The organism is Anaerolineae bacterium (assembly GCA_016931895.1).
Classification (GTDB): domain Bacteria; phylum Chloroflexota; class Anaerolineae; order 4572-78; family J111; genus JAFGNV01.
In genome coordinates, this window is sequence record JAFGDY010000016.1 from 16,381 (window position 1) to 33,861 (window position 17,481).

A 17,481-nucleotide genomic window follows, 5' to 3' on the forward strand; every position below is an offset into this window, starting at 1 on the left:
AAACGAAATTGAAACAAATAATTAAAAGGAGACCTAAAAAAATGAAGCAGTTACTCATTCTTGTTGTTGTGTTTGTTTTTTTGTTTAGCGCAATGCCGGCAATGGCCCAAGAGCCTCAGTTTGAGTCGCCGGTGCCTACTGCAACCGACGAACCGGTAGAGGTTACACCGACCGCTAACCCGACCGAAGAGCCGACCCCTACGTTTGATTGGCCGGAAGAACTGCCGGGCACGGCCCAGGAGGGCTTAGAGATTCTGGCCGGTTTTATTACCTTTGTTTCCAGCCTGCTGGCGATGTACGCCACCCGATTTATCCGCAAGTTGCCTATTGTTAACGACGGCGAGAAGTCAAAGATCACGGGTCTGGCAGCCGACGCAGTAGCAGCGATAACGGCTTTGGCTATTGGCCTGGTTTTAGCTTATGGCGCCTACGCAGCCGACTTTTTAGACGGCAACGGTTTTTGGCAAGTGCTGGTTTATGTATTCCCGTTGTTATGGGGGATGCACAAAGCCAAGAAAATTAGCGGCATAGCCAAGCTGTTGCCGGCTTTGATCAAGCCTGAATAATATTTTTAGGTTGTCATTGTGAGCGAGGAGGTAATTTTTCTGATCCTGCTCCTATCGTTGGGAGTATGCGTTAGCCTGGATATTTTGGCCTTGTTTATCGCCTTTCGGATATTGCGGGAGGTAGATGACATCTGGCAGGCCAGGGCGCAGCTTCAGCTCACAATGGCAACCTTGTGCGAATCTCTGGAAGGTTTAAAAGAAACAATCTCGGCGCAGACGAGATTGACCGAGCAGGTGGGGCGGTGGGTAGGTGACATCAAAGCCAGCCGTTAACAAAAAACAGCAAGCGTTCATTGAGTCGTATTTGTGCTTGTGGAACGCGACGCAGGCCGCCGCAGAAGCCGGATATGCGCACCCGCGGCAAGCGGGCAGCCGATTGTTGTCAAATGTTGACATTAAAGAGGCGATCCAGGCGCGATTGGAAGAGATGAAGCTAACGGCCGACGAGGTGCTTGTCCGCCTGGCGGACACGGCGCGGTTTGACGTGCTAAGCTTTGCTACACTGGACGGCGGCCAGGTTGGTATTGACCTAAAAAAGATTCACGAGGCAGGGCTGGGGCACGTTGTCAAGAAGATCAGTTACGACACGGAAGGGCGATTGGTAGTGGAGTTTTACGATAGCCTGAAGGCGCAGCAGTTGGTGGGGCAGCACCATAAGTTATTTACGCAACGGCACCAATTAGACGCGCCGGAGCTGGCGCCGCTACCGGAGGTTTTGAGGGAATTGATCGGCAAGGTGTACGGGGGCGACGATTGATAATCTTGAAGTTTTGGTCCGTGAAGCGCACACTGCCGGCTGCCCACCTGACCAGTTAGAAAATTTCCTACGGGCCGGCGTTGTTTTACAGCCCAAACAACTGCTGGCCAGCGCAGCAGCCAGGGAGTTTGATGCCCCCGGCGCGCCTACAGAGTTAGGCTACGGCGGAGCCAGGGGCGGCGGCAAAAGTTATTGGATGCTGGCCCAGATAGGGGTTGACGACTGCCAGCGATACGACGGCCTGAAAGCCCTGGTGCTGCGCAAGATAGGTAAAGCGGTAAGAGAAGCGTTTGAGGACATGCGCCCCCGGTTGTTTGCCAGAGTAGCGCATGAATACGTTAGCAATACGTTACGCTTCCCTAACGGGTCCAGAATTGTTCTGGGACATTTCAAAGATGAAAAAGACATTGATTCGTATCTGGGATTGGAATATGACGTAATCGGCGTAGAGGAAGCCACCGCGCTGACCTGGCGTAAATTTGAGGCGATCCAGAGCGTAAACCGGACCAGCAAACCGGGCTGGCGGCCCAGGATTTACACGACTACCAACCCGGGCGGAGTTGGACACGCCTGGTATAAAAACAGGTTTGTTTCACCGGCCAGGACGAAGAGAAGCGCCGAGACACGATTTATCCAGGCGACGGTTGACGATAACCGGTTTGTGAACCCGGAATATCGGCGCAAACTGGACCAACTGACGGGTTGGTTATTGAGAGCCTGGCGCTACGGCGATTGGGATATTGCCGCCGGACAGTTCTTTACCACTTTCAGGCACGATACGCACGTGCGCAGGCCGCCGTTTACGCGGATACCGGATGGCTGGCGGGTGTGGTGCAGTATGGATTACGGCTACGTTCACCCCACGGTAGTGCATCTGTGGGCCGAGGATGACGACGGCCATTTGTACACGGTAGACGAGCACGCCGGGCAACGGATGCAGGTGAGCCAGCACGCCGGGGCTATCAAGATAATGCTGGACCGGTGGGGCGCGAGTTTGGAACGGCTATACACGTTTGTGGCCGGGGCTGACGTGTTTGCCCAGAAAGATGACGGGCCAACAGTGGCCAAGAAGTACAAGGCCCTGGGCATTACGTTGAGGCCAGCCAATATGGACCGGGTGAACGGCTGGGCGGAAATACTGGCCCGATTAGGGGACGTAGACCAGGGTATACCACCCCGGTGGACGATTTTTGAAACGTGCCCGAGATTGATTGAGACGCTCCCGATTTTGGAGCACAACCCGCATAAACCGGAGGACGTGCTAAAGGTGGATATTGACGACGACGGCATTGGCGGGGATGACGCGGGCGATTGCGCCAGATATGGCGTAATGGCGGCGCACCGAAAGGCGATGCGCAGCGGGAAGGTGGATTGGTACGGCAAAACGCCGCCAACGACCGAGCCGGAACGCCCGGCCCGAAGCGACGAGGAAATCAAGCGGCTGTTAGAGGAACATGGCAAAAGTTAATAGCATTTTTGAAGTAGACGAATTTAAGCCATTTAAAGCCCGTTGGGACGAGCGGCTAAAGGAATTGAGCCGGCGCAAGCGGTATTATGACGGCACAATTTATAGAAGCGTGCGCGACCAGGTGGGCTGGCTATGGCCCAGGCTCTACAAGGGCATTAAGCCGCTGTTTTTACCGTTGGCGCGGGCGGTTGACGTGGACGCAGGGATCATTCCCGGTGAATGGGCGCTGGCCGAGGACGCGCCCGGCGCGTGGCAAGAGGCCATTGACCAGGTATTTGATTGGTCGGATTGGGATAGAGACGGCGTGTTATACGTGCATTTTGGGGCGCAATACGGGCTGAGCGGCTTGAAAATATCGGATTTGCGCCAGAGCCGGCGGGTAGTAATAAAGCCTATTTCGCCGACAACGTTTCTGCTGATTGAGACGGGCGATTACGACGACCGGCCGACGATGGCCATTATTGTGGAAAAACGCAACGACCGGGGCGGAAAAGAGTATGAATACGCCGAGGTGGTGACAGCGGAGCAGATACGCACGTTTAAGGACGGACAGCCGTTGGGATTTGACGGGCGCGAGCCGGAATATATTAACGAATTAAAGTTTGTGCCGGTGGTAGAGATTCGGCACATAGAGACCGGCGAGCTAATGGGCGAGGCAACCTACCAAAAGGCCATCCCGATGTTGGACGAAGTAAACCAGTTGGCCAGCTACCTGGCGGACGTAATCGGCAAACACGCCGAACCGCAATGGGTAGTGATGGGGGCCGAGGCCGGAGACCTGGTTAAGAGCGGCGATAATGTATGGTTTGTGCCGGACGGGGCCAAAGTGGAAGCGTTAGTGCCGGAGGTTGATTTGCCCGGCATTTTGGAGTTTATCCGGGAGATACGCGACCAGGTGCACGGCAGTTTGCCCGAATTGGCTTTTGATGAACTGCGCAAAAAAGACCAGATTGCCACCGCTACCCTAGAATTGCAGTTGATGGAACTGGTACTAAAGATCAAACGGTGTCGCCCCAATTATGACCATGGGCTGGCTGACGCATTGCGAATGGCGGGGCTGGCCGGGAAAAGCATGGGAATTGGAGAGGTGGCGGCCCTGGATGACGAAGGGCTGGCCTTTGATAGCAAGCGGGCCGTGCTGCCCATGGATCCAATCACCGAGATGAGCATTGAAATGCAACGGCTTAACCTGGAGCAAATGCAGGCGCTGGCCGGGGTGGAACCGGGGCCGGGAGACGAGGGCGGCGACAATACGGACATAACGGCCGAACAGGACGGCGGCGGGCCGAATGGCTGACGGCAAGATCATCCAGGCGCAGCGGCGGGTGATCCGGCTGGAGGATGAGACGGCCAAACTGGTGATTGAGGCTTACGAACGCGCCCGCCGGGAGATGACGGGAATTTTGCTGGAGCGGTTCCAGCAGCTTGGCGACAACCCGAATACAGAGGCTATCCGCGAATTGGCCAGGGACGCGGGCCTACTGCGGGAGATTGAGCAGCAATTAGTTGAGCTGACCGGCCAGCACGCAAATATTATGCGGGCCGGATTGAGCGAAAGCCAGCAGTTGGGCTTGCAGATTGCCGAGCGGGAATTGGAACGCCTGGCGACGCGGTTAAAGATCAACGTGGCGCCGTTTACGGGGATTGACCGGCGGTTGCCGATTCTATTAGATGCGATTATGCGCCAGGTGGAGGGGATCAGCGAGCAGTACCGGCGCACGTTGACCAGCGAATTATTGACCAGCCTGGCCCGCGGCGATAGCTTTAGAACGATGGTGCAACGGCTATTAGCCGCTGAACCAACCCCGGACGGGGTGAGTCTGGCGCGGCAAGGAAAAAACGCGGCAGAATTGTTGGCCAGAAAAACGGTAATAGAGGCCAATAACGCCTCACGGCAATCTGTGTATGAAGAGGCGCGGCAGAATATAGACGGCTTAAAAAAACAACTGGTGGCAGTAATTCAAGAGCGGACCACCGAAACGTGTTTGAAGGCGCACGGGCAGATCAGGGAATTGGAAGAGCCTTATGTCTTGACCGGCAAGCCGCGATTCGCCAAAAAGATTATGTTCCCGCCGTTTCATTGGCGGTGCCGGAGTAGCAGCGTGGCTTATCACCCGAGTTTTGAGGAAGGCTCGAAGATGACCACCGCGGCAATGACAGAAGCGGCTAAAGCAGAACTCAAACGGCGAGACGCCGAGAAGAGTAAAAAATAACAAGCGGGGCGTTGCCCGTAAAAAACGAAGAGGAGCAAATTATGTTCAGACCCTACATTTTATTTGATGCAGACGGCGGCGGCGGTAACAGCGGAACCCCGCCCTCTACGCCGCCAGCGGAGCCACCGGCGGATCCGCCAGCCCCGGAAGGCGATGGCGTGCCACGCTCGTGGGACGAGGTTTTTCAACATCAGAGATTCAAGGAATTGAATTCCCGGGCCAAAAAGGCGGAGGCCGAGTTACAGCAGCTTCAGGAGGCGGAAAAAAAGCGAAGCGACAAGGAAGCCGCCGAACAGGGGAAATGGCAGCAATTGGCCGAGCAGCGAGAAATCGAGTTAAAGACAGAAAGACTGAAGCGGCAACAATTAGAGATAGCCAGTAAAAAGGGCCTGCCGCCCGACCTGGCTCCCCGGTTACGAGGCGATACGGTAGAGGAAATGGAAGCCGACGCCGATATCTTGCTCACTTTTATGAAACCCGGCGAAGGGCCGGGCGTGCCGCCCGCAGGCAGGGGCAGCGGCAGCAAGCCGTTGGATTTAAGCAAAATGACGCCCAAAGAAATCAGAGAAAAGAAGGAACAACTTTGGGCGCAGGAAATAGGCCAGTAACCTGGCCGACGCTCCCCGGGGCCGTTGCCCGTAAAAAACGAAGTGGAGCCATTCTAACCAAATTCTTATAAATAAGGAGATAAACGATGGCAAACATCACTTCAACCGAAACGGCCAACGCGATTGCGACGATTGTGGCGGCGGAGGCCCTGGGATATTTAAAGGCCAATACTGTGCTGGCCAGATTGGTGGCACGGGATTGGGACAACGAGGTGGCCGTTTACGGTCAAACCGTAGATATTAATATTCGCGGCTCTTTAAGCGCGAATGACAAGACCGAAAACAGCACCATTACGCTGCAAACGCCCAGCACCATCAAAAAGAGCGTAACCTTGAACAAACACAAGGAAGTGTCTTTTTTGCTGGAAGATTTTGCGCGGGTGCTTTCGCGGCCCAACCTGCTGGCCGGGTATATGGAAGACGGGATCAAGGTGATCGGGGAGCAGATTGACAGCGACCTGTCCGCCCTGTATTCCGGTTTCAGCCAAACCGTTGACGCGACCACGGGCCTGGGGGAGGATGACTTCCGCAACTCCCGCCGGTTGCTGAACTCGGCCAAAGCGCCTTTGGGCGACCGCTACGCGGTGTTGCACGAAGACGCCGAATATGAGATGCTCTCCATTGAGCGGATCGTGAACCGCGATTACGCCGAGTCCCTGGGAAGCAGCGTGGCAGCCGATTCCTACAGCGGGCGGTTTGCCGGGTTCCAGATGTTCCTAGATCAAAAGATCGCGGTAGCCTCGAGCGAGTGTAAGAACCTGTTCTTTCATAAAAACGCGATGGTGCTGGCTACCCGCCCCATGCCTCAAGACGGCAACGGGGCCGGGGTAGTGCAAACCGCGATGGCCGAAGACGGCGTGGGCTTGCGAGTGACCATGAGTTACGACCACGATTACCTGGGGTGGAAGGTGACAGTGGACGTGCTTTATGGCGTGGCCGAGTTGCGCGACGATCACGGTGTGGTTGTTTCTACGACCGAAATCTAAATCAACCGCAGACTTTTTGAGTAAATATTTGGCACAGAGGCTCTGAGCGCCTCTGTGCCCAGAAAAAAGGAGATTTTTTACCATGAAACGCAAGATTTTTAACGTTGTTGGCCTAATAGTGCTGATTATGCTTCTGGCAGCGATCAGCCTGGTAGCTATTCAGAACCCCGCAGCCCAAGCGGCGCCGCCGGCAGCGCCAACGCCGGTTTCTAATATCCTGGATACCGAGGAAGCCAAACTCTTTAACTTTCAGACAGCGACCGCTGTTGCGGCAGACACCTACACTTCATGGCGGGACGTATCGGCCTTCGATTCTATTGATGTTCAGCACGTGATCGACCACGGCACCGTGAACACAACCACCCTGACCGTGCAATACTCTATTGACGGCACCAATGCGGTGAACGGGCTGGCCTTAGTGAGCAATAGCGCGGCGGACGGGTCAGACATTACGCGCGTGCCGGTGTTTGGTAAATATATGCGGATATATCAGAATCTGACCAGCACCGACACTATCACCATTACCCTGATAGCCGTGGGGCGGTAGGAGGGGATTATGGCCAGCGACAAAAAGTATTACCTGGTAAACCCGTCCGGCACTATCCATGTTGTGACGCGGGAGCATGCGGAAACGCGCTTGAAGCAAACAGGCTACCGGTTGGCGACCAAAACAGAGATTGCGGCCTACGAAAAGACCAAAATCCAATCCCTGAAAACTCGGCTGGCCAAACCCTGGAAGCCTGAACTTGAGCCGGAGACGGTGTTACCCGACGAAGGCGAGGGCGAAGGCGGCAAGGAGTAACCACAGATGAGCGAGCGAAGCCGGATTTACAACGGAAGATTTTTGCACAACCTGGATAACTGGACAGCCAGCAACGCCAGCTATAGCGCCGGAGACGGCGATGACCATTACGGCGTGGCGGTGCTGGAAACCGGGGGCGGGTACGTGGAACAGGATTTTGTTGTAACCGGCTATCGCACGTTTACGCTGCACCTGAGCGTGAAAGCAGTGGGCAGCGACCTGAGCGGTAGCCAGGCCACAGCGACGATCACCGACGGCGACGGCAATACCGTAACCGCCGAGAATCTATCCGGCACGGCCGACACCTGGACCGAAAATGAGATCAGCGTGGGCCTGGCCGAAGGCACTACCTATACCCTGACCCTCACCAACGCCAGCGCCGCCGGTGACGTAAAAATTGATGACGTGTGGCTGTGGTTTGTGCCCCTTACCCGGGCGCAGATTGCGGCGGCAGTGGCTCGCAAGTTGGGGCGCGTGGCCACGGACCGGAGTTATAGCACCACCCTGAGCGGCACCCAAACCGAAGGCGATTACACCGATGCAGTGGATGACGCGCTGCGGACCATGGGCGCGATTGATCCCAAGACCGGGTTGACGAATGTCCGCTGGGCGGACAGCGGCATGGTGAAGGCGATCATTGACGCCGCGTTGCAGGCTATGCTGGAGAAGGCGCAGATTGACTACGCGGTAGAGGTTGATTTTTCAATAGGTCCGCACTCAGAGCAATTGAGCCAGAAGCGTGCCGCATTGAAAGATTTAACCAGCGCCGAGGGCGGCGCAGGAAACCGGCAGGTGGTCAGCCGCCCGCTGCGACACGAGCGGGAGGATTATACCTGGTGACTACGATTTATCAAGGCGATTCTTACGGGTACAACTTTTTGGCCACTAAAACGGCCAGCACGCAGCGCAATGCGACCGGCTCCGGGATGAGCAATCATTTGAGCGGGTTGGCGGCGCCGGGGCTGTATCCGGTTGACGCCGACATTGTATCGGACGCCGGGCTGGAAGGCGCAGCCAGGGAGTATAAACAGACGTTTGTGCGCAAGCAGAGCCATACCGACGACGGCCAGACGGTAGACCAGTTACCGGACATAAAAGAAGGTGACAATTATATTGTGGATGGGATAACGTACCGGGTCCGGTCGGCGGCGGAGTGGGGTAATATGCTGCACCTGGTAATAGGCGAGCTGAAAGGGGCGGCCTGATGGCTAAAACCGGCGCGGCCAAGGTTGAAATTGACGGATTAAAAGAAACGCAAGATAAGTTGGTGCAGGTAGCCCAGCTTATTACCGAGGGCGGCAAGGGACTATTAAGTCGCAGTATTTTGCGGCTGCACCGGTACATGACCGGAATCGTGCAGGTAGACACCGGACGGCTCAAAAACAGCTTGCATCCGTTTGTAGAGGACAGGGAAGCCAATATCCGTACCAATGTAGTGTATGCCCTTCCGCTTGAGTACATGGCCGGGGGAAAGTATAGCTATATTCGCGAAACGGCCCGCGACGAGGGGGCGAATGTAGCGGCGCAAATAGTGAGCGGGCTGCAAGGAGAGATCAGTGACGCTTTCGGTGCCTAGCCGACAGACAGTAAGGGAACGATTGGCCACGCTGATTGACGCGCAAATTGAGGCTTACGTGGCGGTGTTTGACCACGTGCCCAGGGATTTGCAAGGAAAATCGCCGTGTTGCACGGTGTCCTCTCTTGGTTTCAGGCCGGGGCAGAACCCATACCTATACACCTACCGATTTGCCATTGGCAATTGGGTGAGACGAGACTTATCAACCGGAGTGGCGGCCAGCGAAGATACGCTGGACACGTTGATGCAGGCCATTGCCCAATTTGCGCTAAATAACGCCAACGATTCAGTTCTGCATATCTGCAAAATTCCGGTAGATCAGGACAGCGAAACATCTTACCCGGTGGTGGACGGGATCCCCTACCGGGCGGAGTTTATTACCGTGGAAGTGAGGCCACAGGTAGGAGCATCATGAGCAAAAAAGAAATAAAATTAAAATTTGTGGGCGACGAGGGAGATTACGTGCAAGGCTACCCCCGGCGCGACATTACGGTGGATAACGCGGCTGAGGCCGAGCGGCTGGTGGAAACGAATTGCTACGAGCTAGAGCCGAACCGCCCACCGCAGCAAAAGGAGAAAAATAATGGGTGACATTGCGCTCAGAAAATTACAGGTGGGCCTTGAATCGGGTTGGGGCACGGCAGTGGCGGCCACCCGAATCTGGTACGGGCAAGGGAATATCCAGCCGGCGGGCGTTGAGCCGACCTTAAAAAACGAGGACCGGGGAAGTTATGACGCTTATCACCGGGCCAGCGTGCCGGTTTTGGATTACGACTGGATGTTTAAGGGCGGGTTGGACCTGGACGACCTGGTGGAGCAGTTGAAGCTGGCCGTGCACAACGATCCGACGCCAACCGGGAGCGGCCCTTACGTGTGGACGTTTACGCCCGACAATACCCTGGCCAGCGCCACGGTGGAGTGGGACGCCAGCGGCAAGGTGTGGGAAGCGCCGGGGGCGATGTGCGATTCGTTGAAATTGAGCGGAAACGCCAACGGGGACGACGTGACAGTGGAGTTATCCGGGCCGTGCAAGCAGAGAGACGATTCTAGCTTGACCGGCCTGAGCGATCACGCGACCAACGTGGTGCAGGGCTGGGAGTTGGATTTTTACGTGGACGCCCTGGGCGGGACGCCGGGCACCACGCAAAAGGATTTGACTTTAATTAGTTGGGATATTGAGGTTAAAAACAATCTCCAGCGCAAGCGGCGGGGGACCAACGACCGCTACATTGCGGGGCTGGCCCGGGGGCGGCGCACGCTGACCGGCTCGATTTTGGGCGAGTTGAACGCTACCACGCTGAGCGAAATCACAAACCAGGAAGCGGTAACGGAGCGACTGCTCCGGCTGGCGCTGGGCAATAACGTGATCATCAGCGGCGCGGACAAGTATTATTTGTATATTGATATTCCGTGCGTGCTGATGACAAACGTGATCGAGGAAGACGCAGAGATGAGCGTAGTAAGGTTTGATATTGCCGCAATTTACGACTCGACCAACGGGTTTATGTTTGAGTTTACGATGCAAAATAACAGGGCAAGCTAATGTGGGAAAAGCGGATAGTTCCAGTTAAATTTAACGAGTTAGAGGTTGAATTATGGATCAACCCACCGCGGGGCGATTATGAGGATTGCCCATCAGATACTAAATTGGTGGAACTTTGTTTAGTCTCCTGGAACTTGGGAGGGAAAGCCTATCAAGATTATACCTTCCCTAAAAGCCCAAACAGCGAAGCGATTAGAAAATTGCCGTTTGACATAGTTACCCTTTTGGCTTTTGAGATTGCAAAAGCCATAAAAAGCAATATCCCAAAGCTGAAAGGCACCGCATCATAGCGTATTATGAGGCGGTGCGAAAAAGAGAAAAACCAACCTTTACGTCTATAGACCACCAAACTATGATTTTTTGCGAGATTTTTGGCTGGACATACGAACAATACCGCAATACACCGGCGGACGTGATTAGTCGCTGGATGGCATATAAGTCTATAGAAGCAACTGTAAAAAATGCCTAACGAAACTATCCTCAGAATTGTAATAGACGCCAAAGACACCACCAAAAAAACCTTTGATGGATTAGGGAAATCCATGAGTAATCTGGATGGTGTGGCCAGTACCCTGGCGACTGGCGGCTTAACCCTTGTGACCGGAGCGTTAGCCCTAATAGGCACTACTGCTACTATTGCCGCCAAAGAAACCTTGAGCTTTACGGACGATCTAAATGGCGTATTAAAGGACGTAGAGAGACAAACCGGACATACGTCTGAGGAGATGGATGATTTTAAATCATCTTTGACCAATGTTTATACCGACGCAAGAGTGGTTAATGTTGCTTTAGAAGATTTGGCTGACGCGCAAATTATCGTCCAACGCACCACCGGAGAAACCGGGGCCGAATTAGAGAATTTAACAGCGCAAGCCGTGGCCATGGGGGACGTATTTGAAATAGACGTGGCCGAATCAATGCGCACAGTAGATGCATTGCTAAAAAACAATATAGCCCAAAGCGGGCAAGAGGCGCTTGATATTATTACAGCGGGCTTGCAAAACAACCTCAATGTGGCCGATGATTTTCTTGATACATTGACAGAATACTCACAAGATTTTAACGAACTGGGTTTGACCGGAGAACAAGCCCTAAACCTGTTAAATAGCGGCTTAGAGGCGGGCATTTTTAATACCGACAAAATAGGAGACGCGACGCAGGAATTTTTAACCAGCCTAAAGGACACGGCCGTTGTTGATAAACTGAGAGAGATCAACCCCGCCCTGGCCGACATAGCGGTTAGTTTTAATGACGGCAAAATTACCGGGGTAGAAGCGTTGCAGCAAATTCAAGCTGAAATAGGAAGCATGGATGACAGCTTGCTGCGGAACGAAGCGGGGCGGACGTTGTTTGTATCATTTTGGGACGACTTGGGGCAAGAGGCGCTATTGGCGCTCGATCCGATAAATAACAAATTAGGAGACATCAACGGCTCTACCGCACAGGCCACGCAAGAAAATATGAACTGGAAAGATGCCCTAACTCAGCTAGGAAGAGAATTTGTTGTAGCAATGGAACCTGCGGCCCAAGAAATATTACCCTTACTTTATGATGGTATAAAGTTGGCCGGTGGTTTTATGAGGGAGGCGCAACCAGTTTTTGCCCAATTTGGCGTGGATATGAGAGATACGATTGGCCCGGCTATGGCTGTAGTAAATGATTCTTTGGTCAGGATTGCGCAGGCATTAGGGATAGCAACCGAGGATACAACCGGCATGGATATTGCGATTGCGGCGCTCAAAGCTACCCTTGACCTAATCGTGGCCACCATTCAGCTTGTGGCTATTGGATTCCATAATACGGCAGAAGCGGCGGAATATTTGCGCGAGCAATTGGACGCCATAGCAAATTTTGACTTTGGATCATTGTCATCTATACAACAGGCGGCTCAAGGATTGGCGAATTTGACTCCGGCCGGAATGGTATCTAACGCCGGTTTTGGTTTTTTGGGATTTGCTGACGGCGGCGTTGTGCCTGGCCCTATAGGATCGCCAATGATGGCCATGGTGCATGGAGGAGAAGTCATTTCCCCGCCAGGACAAAGCGGCGGGCCGATGTTCAACATCTCTATATTTGCCAACGATGAAGAGGGCGGGCGGCGAGCCGGGCGAGGGTTTGTGGACGAGCTGCGGAGCCGGGGCGTGATGGTGGCGGCGTGAAGATAAAGAGTTTTGACGGCCTGGCCCTGAGTCAATACGAGATTGAAGACGATATCCCGTTAGATTTCAGAAGCAACCTGGTGAAACTGCCCCTGGCCGGGGCGTTTGACGCGGACGGAAGCGAGCAATACCGGGAACCGCTGGTTATTACCCGCTCGTTTGAGATTGTGGAGAGCGCCTACACAACGGTGGATGATACTCTGGACAGTTTGCGAGCAAAAGCCAATAAAGGACTGGGTTGGCTGATCATAGAAATGCGCGACGATGACGAGCGCGGCACCTGGGCCAAATTAAAGCGCGTGCAGGCGCCATATAAGCCGGATTATTTACAACACCTGCCGGTAAAGCTGACATTCGAGGTGAGCTGGCCATGGTTTGAAGACGCTGACGATATTGGATATTTAGACGACGGCGGCTTGCTAGATGACGGCGGTATATTTGACGAGAATTACACCAGCCAGGTGGGGGCGGGGGATTTTTCTATAAATAACACCGGGGGGGACCGGATCACGCGGGGGTTGATTGTGGTGAAGGGCAGCAGCACTGATCCGAAGGTAGAAAACACAACTACCGGGGAGTGGGTGCAGTACACGGGCACAATCGCGGCTGGGTCGTTTTTGCTGATAGACCTGGGCGCGCAGACCGCGACTATTGACGGCGTGAACGTGTGGGAGTACCTCTCCATTGGGGATGAACAAATACGGATGTTTTCCTTAATCGTAGGCAATAACTCAATTAGTTTTACGGGCGGCGGTACGCTGGAAATTCATTGGGCGAGGGTATATTAAATGACGACTAACCATCATACTGCGATAGCAACCGGGGCGAGCCGAAACGCGGCCATTATTAATAGTCCGTTGGGAGAGTTGGATGCGGCCATTGACGCAGTGACCAATGTAGGCTCATCCTTCCCCGGTTCTCCCGGCGATGGAGACTTGTGTTACCGGACCGATTTGGACGCGCTTTATATTTATAACGGCAGCGATTGGAGAGAAGTTGGTATCAGGATTGGCGAGATACGGATGTGGTGTTCAAACACTGCACCAGACGGTTGGCTATTGACGGATGGAAAAACGGTTGGCTCGGCGTCGTCGGGCGGCACGGCCCTGGCCGACGATGACGCGGAAGAATTATTCACGTTTTTGTGGACAAATTTTGATAACACTACTTTAACTATACAGAATAGCAGCGGCACACCTACCACACGCGGCGCATCTGCAGCGGCGGATTTTGCCGCTAATAAACGCATGCCATTGCCTGACCTGCGCGGACGCGCGCCGGTGGGCCAGGACGATATGGGCGGCACGAGTGCTAACCGGGTGACAGCAGCGGCGGCAGACTTAATGGGCGGCGTGGGCGGCGCGGAAACTGTTACGCTTGACACGACGATGATACCGGCGCATCCGCATTCGTCCTCAAAAGTGCTTGATGGCTCGGCTCTGGCGATTACAGATGCAAATTACGACTTATTTGCCGAAGCTGGCGCATCCAGAAGCGACGCCTTAACCGGAAGCACGGGGGGGGGCGGCGCTCATGCCAATATGATGCCTTACTATATTATTAATTTTATTATCTATACGGGGGTACTATGATGGCCCAATTTCATCACCATCCTGATAACCTGATCATTATTCGAACAATCATTGGCATATATATGGATACACCTCAAAATTTCGCGGTTGACTTGGGCGCAGATTATCCCGGCCTGCCGGATGGATCACGGGAAAGATTGTATGAGCCGGGCGTTAGACATTTTTTGGATAATGAGCCAAAAGACCTGGCCTGGCATCCGGGGGATGAGTACATTGCGGCTGTTTCCACATTGCTGGCGGCGCAAAAAGCGCGTCAGGATTATCCGACTAAAATAGCGAGTAAACGGGCCAAATGGCCCGATCTATTAAAAAATGAACTTACCGCAGGAGGCTTTTTAGACGATGTCAAAGAAACTTGATTTTGTAACCGCGTCTCAGGACGTTAGCACTATTTTGGGTCAAATTGCGCCCAAATTTCAAGTGTTGTTTGAAGTGTATTTTGACCGAGGGTACAACGGCGGCGGGGCCGATCCGATTACGGATGAGGATATTGCCGCAGCCGGGGTAACGGCGGCTGATGTGGCGGCTTTCACAACGCTGGCCGAGAACGTTGGGAAATTCCTGAATAATCAGGCGGCGTTCCAGAGCGACTATCAGGCGACGATCAATAAAATACGCACTGACGTTTGATGTTTCGGATTGACGTACTTGACGCCGGCGGCAACAAGGTTGGCGACGGACCGATCACGAATATAGAAAGCATTAAGCGCCGCCGGTTATTGGATAAAATCGGCGGGGTGGATATTACGCTGCAAGCGATTGATCAAAAAACGGCGGTAGTGGGGGCCGGGCGATGGTATAGGATTCATCACCAGGTTTATGGCGACCTGGGCACGTACCGGCACGCAACTGTAAGCAATCAAACTCAGGGCGCAAAGCTGGCAATTGCGGCGGATGACACCCTAATTGAGTTGGCCTATAAAAACTGCTATTTCAGGCGGAATTTTGATAATGTAGCGGTTGACAGCGTAGTGAGCACGTTGGTGGGACTGGCCGGAGGATGGACTACCGGAAGCGTTGAAACCGGGATAGGCAATACGACCGTTAGTTATGAGGGCGAAAGCGTGCTGGAAGCCCTGGACGTATTGCGCGATCGGTGGGGACGGCATTTTAGATTGTCCGCGGCGCGGACGTTGGATTTTGGTGAATTTGGCGACGACAGCGGATTGCGTCTGATCCGGCCTGAGAATGTGCCCAGGGAGTTGACCAATAACGCAGACGTGGCTTTTATTAACGCTCTGGAGATTACTGAGGAAAGCGGCGAGGTAATCAATCGGCTGATCCCGGTAGGGGCAGGCGTGGGGACTACGCAATTAACGTTACTATACGCCACTAGCACGCATCCCAGTTACCCGGTACAGACTGGGGTCAACGCCGACGGTTCAGAGTTTTATTACATCGAGGACGCGGCAAGCCAGGCCATTTATGGCGTGATTGAACGCCCATTTGAGCAAAGCGGAATCAGACCTCTGACAAACAGCACTGCCGACATGCAGAACGCGGCCAACGCGCTATACTGGTCGGCCCTGGCCGCGTTGTTGCGGTGGAAAGAAAGCCGGACATATTACGCGGTAGGAGCGACGAAGCTGGACTCCACTCGGTTATTGCCCGGGGACACAATAGGGGTGGTTTTTCGGGGAATTGCCATGTACCAGGGGAAACCGTACAAATGGGTTGACGTTGAGGAGAATTTATGGGTACTGGATATTGACGAGACTTACAACGCCAGGGGCGAGCAGCGGGTTAAATTGGCGGTGGCCACCACTTCGCAGCGGCGGACCAGCGATAGCGATTTATTATCGAAATTGATGAGAGACACGGCGGTACAGAAGGTCCACGTGCAGCCGAATTTGACCCATTCACCCAATGGACCTTACACCAAACGAATAGATTCAACTCATACCGCAATTTTCAAGGTAAGACTCAAGGGCGAGGTGTTGGCGATTAATCGGGCTATTTTGAAGTTCAGTACATCGCCGCTGCGGAGTAGCGTTACGACTTCCCAGGGCGGAAGTAGCCATACACATACTACTACAATTGGCAGCGGAGGGGCGCACACGCATACTACTACAATTGGCAGCGGGGGAACGCACAGCCATTCGGTGCAGTGTACCGAGGTAAATTACACGGTTGGTTTAAACCAATTGTTTTTAGATACGAATACGGCTCCCGACAGATTAGCGTGGGTGGGATCGGCTTCTCCCCCGGTAACAAGTAGTATTGAATCAACAACCAGTGAAGCACACACTCATGGAGCGGTTGTTTCTTCGAGTGATCCTCACACACATGGGGCTATTGTTTCCAGCGCCGACACGAGCCACACGCATGACCTGGTGTATGGTTTGTACGAAGATACCGTGTACCCGCAAAACATCAGTGTGGCCATCAACGGTACCGACCGAACGGCGGCATGGGGGGGGCCATGGGCGCCTAGCAATGCGGCTATAGACATTGATGATCTAAATGTAACCAGTTACCTAGCGAAAAACCAGGTGAATACTATCACGTTTAGTTGCACCGCCGGGCAGGGAGAAATAGAGTGCCTGGTGGAGCAATTATTGACGATTCAATCTATCATGGTAACGTAGGAGCAACGATGGACGAATTTATCATGAGAACACACGAAATCAGGGAGGAAATCAATGAGTTGGTGATAGAAGTCGAGAAAACGGTTGACGAGCTGCCGGCAAACGACGCGGGGGTGCAACGGTTAAGTAACCTGATGGTTTATTTGAATGAGTGCAAGCGTAGCTTGACTATTGCCGAAAACGGTTTGAAATAATGGAAAAAGTAGGCGAGATCATTATAACAGTATCCAGGGATGAAGCTGGAGTAGTACATTCTACGCATCAGTTTAAAAATATTGGGGACGCCCTTGCATTGATTATTTTAGCCGACATTTTAAGAGACATTATCAAGCATGCGATGGCTCATTTTGTTGATGAGTCGTCACACACAAAGCCAGGCTTTTAGCGCCGCTCCCTCTTCCCGATCAGGCAAATTATTAAGTTGCTCAATAAGAGGTTCAAGCGCGTCAAGTAACCCTGCAACAGCCGGAAAACTTGTGTAATCCCTACATAATGCTTGTGACTCATAAGCCTCCTTTTGCCAGCATGTAGCCAGTTAACGCTAAGCTAAGGCGCTGCCGGGTTAGCAAAATACTTTCGACGATAAACCAACTCCACCGGCAAAACAACTTCAAAAACCGCAG

At 53.6% G+C, this 17,481-nt stretch carries 24 protein-coding genes; all 24 read left to right on the top strand.

What is annotated here, in order from left to right; all coding sequences use genetic code 11:
* Positions 1-41 precede the first annotated feature (41 nt).
* Positions 42-566: a hypothetical protein gene (locus JW953_01470; protein ID MBN1991343.1), complete on the top strand. Its 525-nt coding sequence runs from the start codon at positions 42-44 to the stop codon at positions 564-566.
* An 18-nt stretch (positions 567-584) separates the two neighbouring features.
* On the top strand, positions 585-839 hold the full coding sequence (locus JW953_01475; protein MBN1991344.1) for a hypothetical protein: 255 nt from the start codon (positions 585-587) through the stop codon (positions 837-839).
* Positions 817-1,323, top strand: coding sequence for a terminase small subunit (locus tag JW953_01480; protein ID MBN1991345.1), 507 nt, complete (start codon positions 817-819; stop codon positions 1,321-1,323). Before JW953_01475 ends, JW953_01480 begins: the two co-directional genes overlap by 23 nt.
* 13 nt (positions 1,324-1,336) lie before the next feature.
* A complete protein-coding gene (locus JW953_01485) occupies positions 1,337-2,791 on the top strand; it encodes a phage terminase large subunit (GenBank protein ID MBN1991346.1) in 1,455 nt (484 codons plus the stop codon).
* The gene (locus JW953_01490; GenBank protein MBN1991347.1) at positions 2,778-4,088 is read left to right on the top strand and encodes a phage portal protein; all 1,311 of its coding nucleotides are present in this window, start codon (positions 2,778-2,780) and stop codon (positions 4,086-4,088) included. The genes JW953_01485 and JW953_01490 overlap by 14 nt, the downstream gene beginning before the upstream one ends.
* Positions 4,081-5,004, top strand: coding sequence for a hypothetical protein (locus tag JW953_01495; protein MBN1991348.1), 924 nt, complete (start codon positions 4,081-4,083; stop codon positions 5,002-5,004). The genes JW953_01490 and JW953_01495 overlap by 8 nt, the downstream gene beginning before the upstream one ends.
* Positions 5,005-5,045: 41 nt before the next feature.
* Positions 5,046-5,612 carry a hypothetical protein gene (locus tag JW953_01500; GenBank protein ID MBN1991349.1) on the top strand — a complete coding sequence of 189 codons (567 nt, stop codon included), beginning with the start codon at positions 5,046-5,048 and terminating at the stop codon, positions 5,610-5,612.
* A gap of 86 nt (positions 5,613-5,698) precedes the next feature.
* Positions 5,699-6,598: a hypothetical protein gene (locus JW953_01505; protein MBN1991350.1), complete on the top strand. Its 900-nt coding sequence runs from the start codon at positions 5,699-5,701 to the stop codon at positions 6,596-6,598.
* 82 nt (positions 6,599-6,680) lie between these two features.
* Positions 6,681-7,145, top strand: coding sequence for a hypothetical protein (locus tag JW953_01510; GenBank protein MBN1991351.1), 465 nt, complete (start codon positions 6,681-6,683; stop codon positions 7,143-7,145).
* 9 nt (positions 7,146-7,154) lie between these two features.
* The gene (locus JW953_01515) at positions 7,155-7,400 is read left to right on the top strand and encodes a hypothetical protein (protein MBN1991352.1); all 246 of its coding nucleotides are present in this window, start codon (positions 7,155-7,157) and stop codon (positions 7,398-7,400) included.
* 6 nt (positions 7,401-7,406) lie between these two features.
* Positions 7,407-8,240 carry a hypothetical protein gene (locus tag JW953_01520; protein MBN1991353.1) on the top strand — a complete coding sequence of 278 codons (834 nt, stop codon included), beginning with the start codon at positions 7,407-7,409 and terminating at the stop codon, positions 8,238-8,240.
* A complete protein-coding gene (locus JW953_01525; protein MBN1991354.1) occupies positions 8,237-8,605 on the top strand; it encodes a hypothetical protein in 369 nt (122 codons plus the stop codon). Before JW953_01520 ends, JW953_01525 begins: the two co-directional genes overlap by 4 nt.
* A complete protein-coding gene (locus JW953_01530; protein ID MBN1991355.1) occupies positions 8,605-8,976 on the top strand; it encodes a hypothetical protein in 372 nt (123 codons plus the stop codon). Before JW953_01525 ends, JW953_01530 begins: the two co-directional genes overlap by 1 nt.
* Positions 8,957-9,391 carry a hypothetical protein gene (locus tag JW953_01535; GenBank protein MBN1991356.1) on the top strand — a complete coding sequence of 145 codons (435 nt, stop codon included), beginning with the start codon at positions 8,957-8,959 and terminating at the stop codon, positions 9,389-9,391. Before JW953_01530 ends, JW953_01535 begins: the two co-directional genes overlap by 20 nt.
* Complete coding sequence (locus tag JW953_01540; GenBank protein MBN1991357.1) at positions 9,388-9,567, top strand: hypothetical protein; 180 nt, start codon at positions 9,388-9,390, stop codon at positions 9,565-9,567. The genes JW953_01535 and JW953_01540 overlap by 4 nt, the downstream gene beginning before the upstream one ends.
* Positions 9,560-10,519, top strand: a complete 960-nt coding sequence (locus tag JW953_01545; protein MBN1991358.1) for a hypothetical protein — start codon at positions 9,560-9,562, stop codon at positions 10,517-10,519. The genes JW953_01540 and JW953_01545 overlap by 8 nt, the downstream gene beginning before the upstream one ends.
* Positions 10,519-10,809: a hypothetical protein gene (locus JW953_01550; GenBank protein ID MBN1991359.1), complete on the top strand. Its 291-nt coding sequence runs from the start codon at positions 10,519-10,521 to the stop codon at positions 10,807-10,809. The genes JW953_01545 and JW953_01550 overlap by 1 nt, the downstream gene beginning before the upstream one ends.
* 171 nt (positions 10,810-10,980) lie before the next feature.
* Complete coding sequence (locus tag JW953_01555; GenBank protein ID MBN1991360.1) at positions 10,981-12,678, top strand: phage tail tape measure protein; 1,698 nt, start codon at positions 10,981-10,983, stop codon at positions 12,676-12,678.
* Positions 12,675-13,466, top strand: coding sequence for a hypothetical protein (locus tag JW953_01560; protein ID MBN1991361.1), 792 nt, complete (start codon positions 12,675-12,677; stop codon positions 13,464-13,466). Before JW953_01555 ends, JW953_01560 begins: the two co-directional genes overlap by 4 nt.
* Entirely contained in the window at positions 13,467-14,270 is an 804-nt protein-coding gene (locus JW953_01565; protein ID MBN1991362.1) for a hypothetical protein, read from the top strand.
* Positions 14,267-14,629 carry a hypothetical protein gene (locus JW953_01570; protein ID MBN1991363.1) on the top strand — a complete coding sequence of 121 codons (363 nt, stop codon included), beginning with the start codon at positions 14,267-14,269 and terminating at the stop codon, positions 14,627-14,629. The genes JW953_01565 and JW953_01570 overlap by 4 nt, the downstream gene beginning before the upstream one ends.
* Positions 14,613-14,900, top strand: coding sequence for a hypothetical protein (locus JW953_01575; protein ID MBN1991364.1), 288 nt, complete (start codon positions 14,613-14,615; stop codon positions 14,898-14,900). Before JW953_01570 ends, JW953_01575 begins: the two co-directional genes overlap by 17 nt.
* Positions 14,900-16,858: a hypothetical protein gene (locus JW953_01580; GenBank protein ID MBN1991365.1), complete on the top strand. Its 1,959-nt coding sequence runs from the start codon at positions 14,900-14,902 to the stop codon at positions 16,856-16,858. Before JW953_01575 ends, JW953_01580 begins: the two co-directional genes overlap by 1 nt.
* An 8-nt stretch (positions 16,859-16,866) precedes the next feature.
* Positions 16,867-17,052 carry a hypothetical protein gene (locus JW953_01585; GenBank protein MBN1991366.1) on the top strand — a complete coding sequence of 62 codons (186 nt, stop codon included), beginning with the start codon at positions 16,867-16,869 and terminating at the stop codon, positions 17,050-17,052.
* Positions 17,053-17,481: the final 429 nt, after the last annotated feature.

What these genes read in the sequence shown, in the direction of transcription:
- JW953_01470 (MBN1991343.1), top strand. Translation starts at nt 42, where the DNA reads ATGAAGCAGTTACTCATTCTTGTTGTTGTGTTTGTTTTTTTGTTTAGC.
- JW953_01490 (MBN1991347.1), top strand. Translation starts at nt 2,778, where the DNA reads ATGGCAAAAGTTAATAGCATTTTTGAAGTAGACGAATTTAAGCCATTT.
- JW953_01495 (MBN1991348.1), top strand. Translation starts at nt 4,081, where the DNA reads ATGGCTGACGGCAAGATCATCCAGGCGCAGCGGCGGGTGATCCGGCTG.
- JW953_01500 (MBN1991349.1), top strand. Translation starts at nt 5,046, where the DNA reads ATGTTCAGACCCTACATTTTATTTGATGCAGACGGCGGCGGCGGTAAC.
- JW953_01505 (MBN1991350.1), top strand. Translation starts at nt 5,699, where the DNA reads ATGGCAAACATCACTTCAACCGAAACGGCCAACGCGATTGCGACGATT.
- JW953_01510 (MBN1991351.1), top strand. Translation starts at nt 6,681, where the DNA reads ATGAAACGCAAGATTTTTAACGTTGTTGGCCTAATAGTGCTGATTATG.
- JW953_01515 (MBN1991352.1), top strand. Translation starts at nt 7,155, where the DNA reads ATGGCCAGCGACAAAAAGTATTACCTGGTAAACCCGTCCGGCACTATC.
- JW953_01520 (MBN1991353.1), top strand. Translation starts at nt 7,407, where the DNA reads ATGAGCGAGCGAAGCCGGATTTACAACGGAAGATTTTTGCACAACCTG.
- JW953_01530 (MBN1991355.1), top strand. Translation starts at nt 8,605, where the DNA reads ATGGCTAAAACCGGCGCGGCCAAGGTTGAAATTGACGGATTAAAAGAA.
- JW953_01540 (MBN1991357.1), top strand. Translation starts at nt 9,388, where the DNA reads ATGAGCAAAAAAGAAATAAAATTAAAATTTGTGGGCGACGAGGGAGAT.
- JW953_01545 (MBN1991358.1), top strand. Translation starts at nt 9,560, where the DNA reads ATGGGTGACATTGCGCTCAGAAAATTACAGGTGGGCCTTGAATCGGGT.
- JW953_01550 (MBN1991359.1), top strand. Translation starts at nt 10,519, where the DNA reads ATGTGGGAAAAGCGGATAGTTCCAGTTAAATTTAACGAGTTAGAGGTT.
- JW953_01555 (MBN1991360.1), top strand. Translation starts at nt 10,981, where the DNA reads ATGCCTAACGAAACTATCCTCAGAATTGTAATAGACGCCAAAGACACC.
- JW953_01565 (MBN1991362.1), top strand. Translation starts at nt 13,467, where the DNA reads ATGACGACTAACCATCATACTGCGATAGCAACCGGGGCGAGCCGAAAC.
- JW953_01570 (MBN1991363.1), top strand. Translation starts at nt 14,267, where the DNA reads ATGATGGCCCAATTTCATCACCATCCTGATAACCTGATCATTATTCGA.
- JW953_01575 (MBN1991364.1), top strand. Translation starts at nt 14,613, where the DNA reads ATGTCAAAGAAACTTGATTTTGTAACCGCGTCTCAGGACGTTAGCACT.
- JW953_01580 (MBN1991365.1), top strand. Translation starts at nt 14,900, where the DNA reads ATGTTTCGGATTGACGTACTTGACGCCGGCGGCAACAAGGTTGGCGAC.
- JW953_01585 (MBN1991366.1), top strand. Translation starts at nt 16,867, where the DNA reads ATGGACGAATTTATCATGAGAACACACGAAATCAGGGAGGAAATCAAT.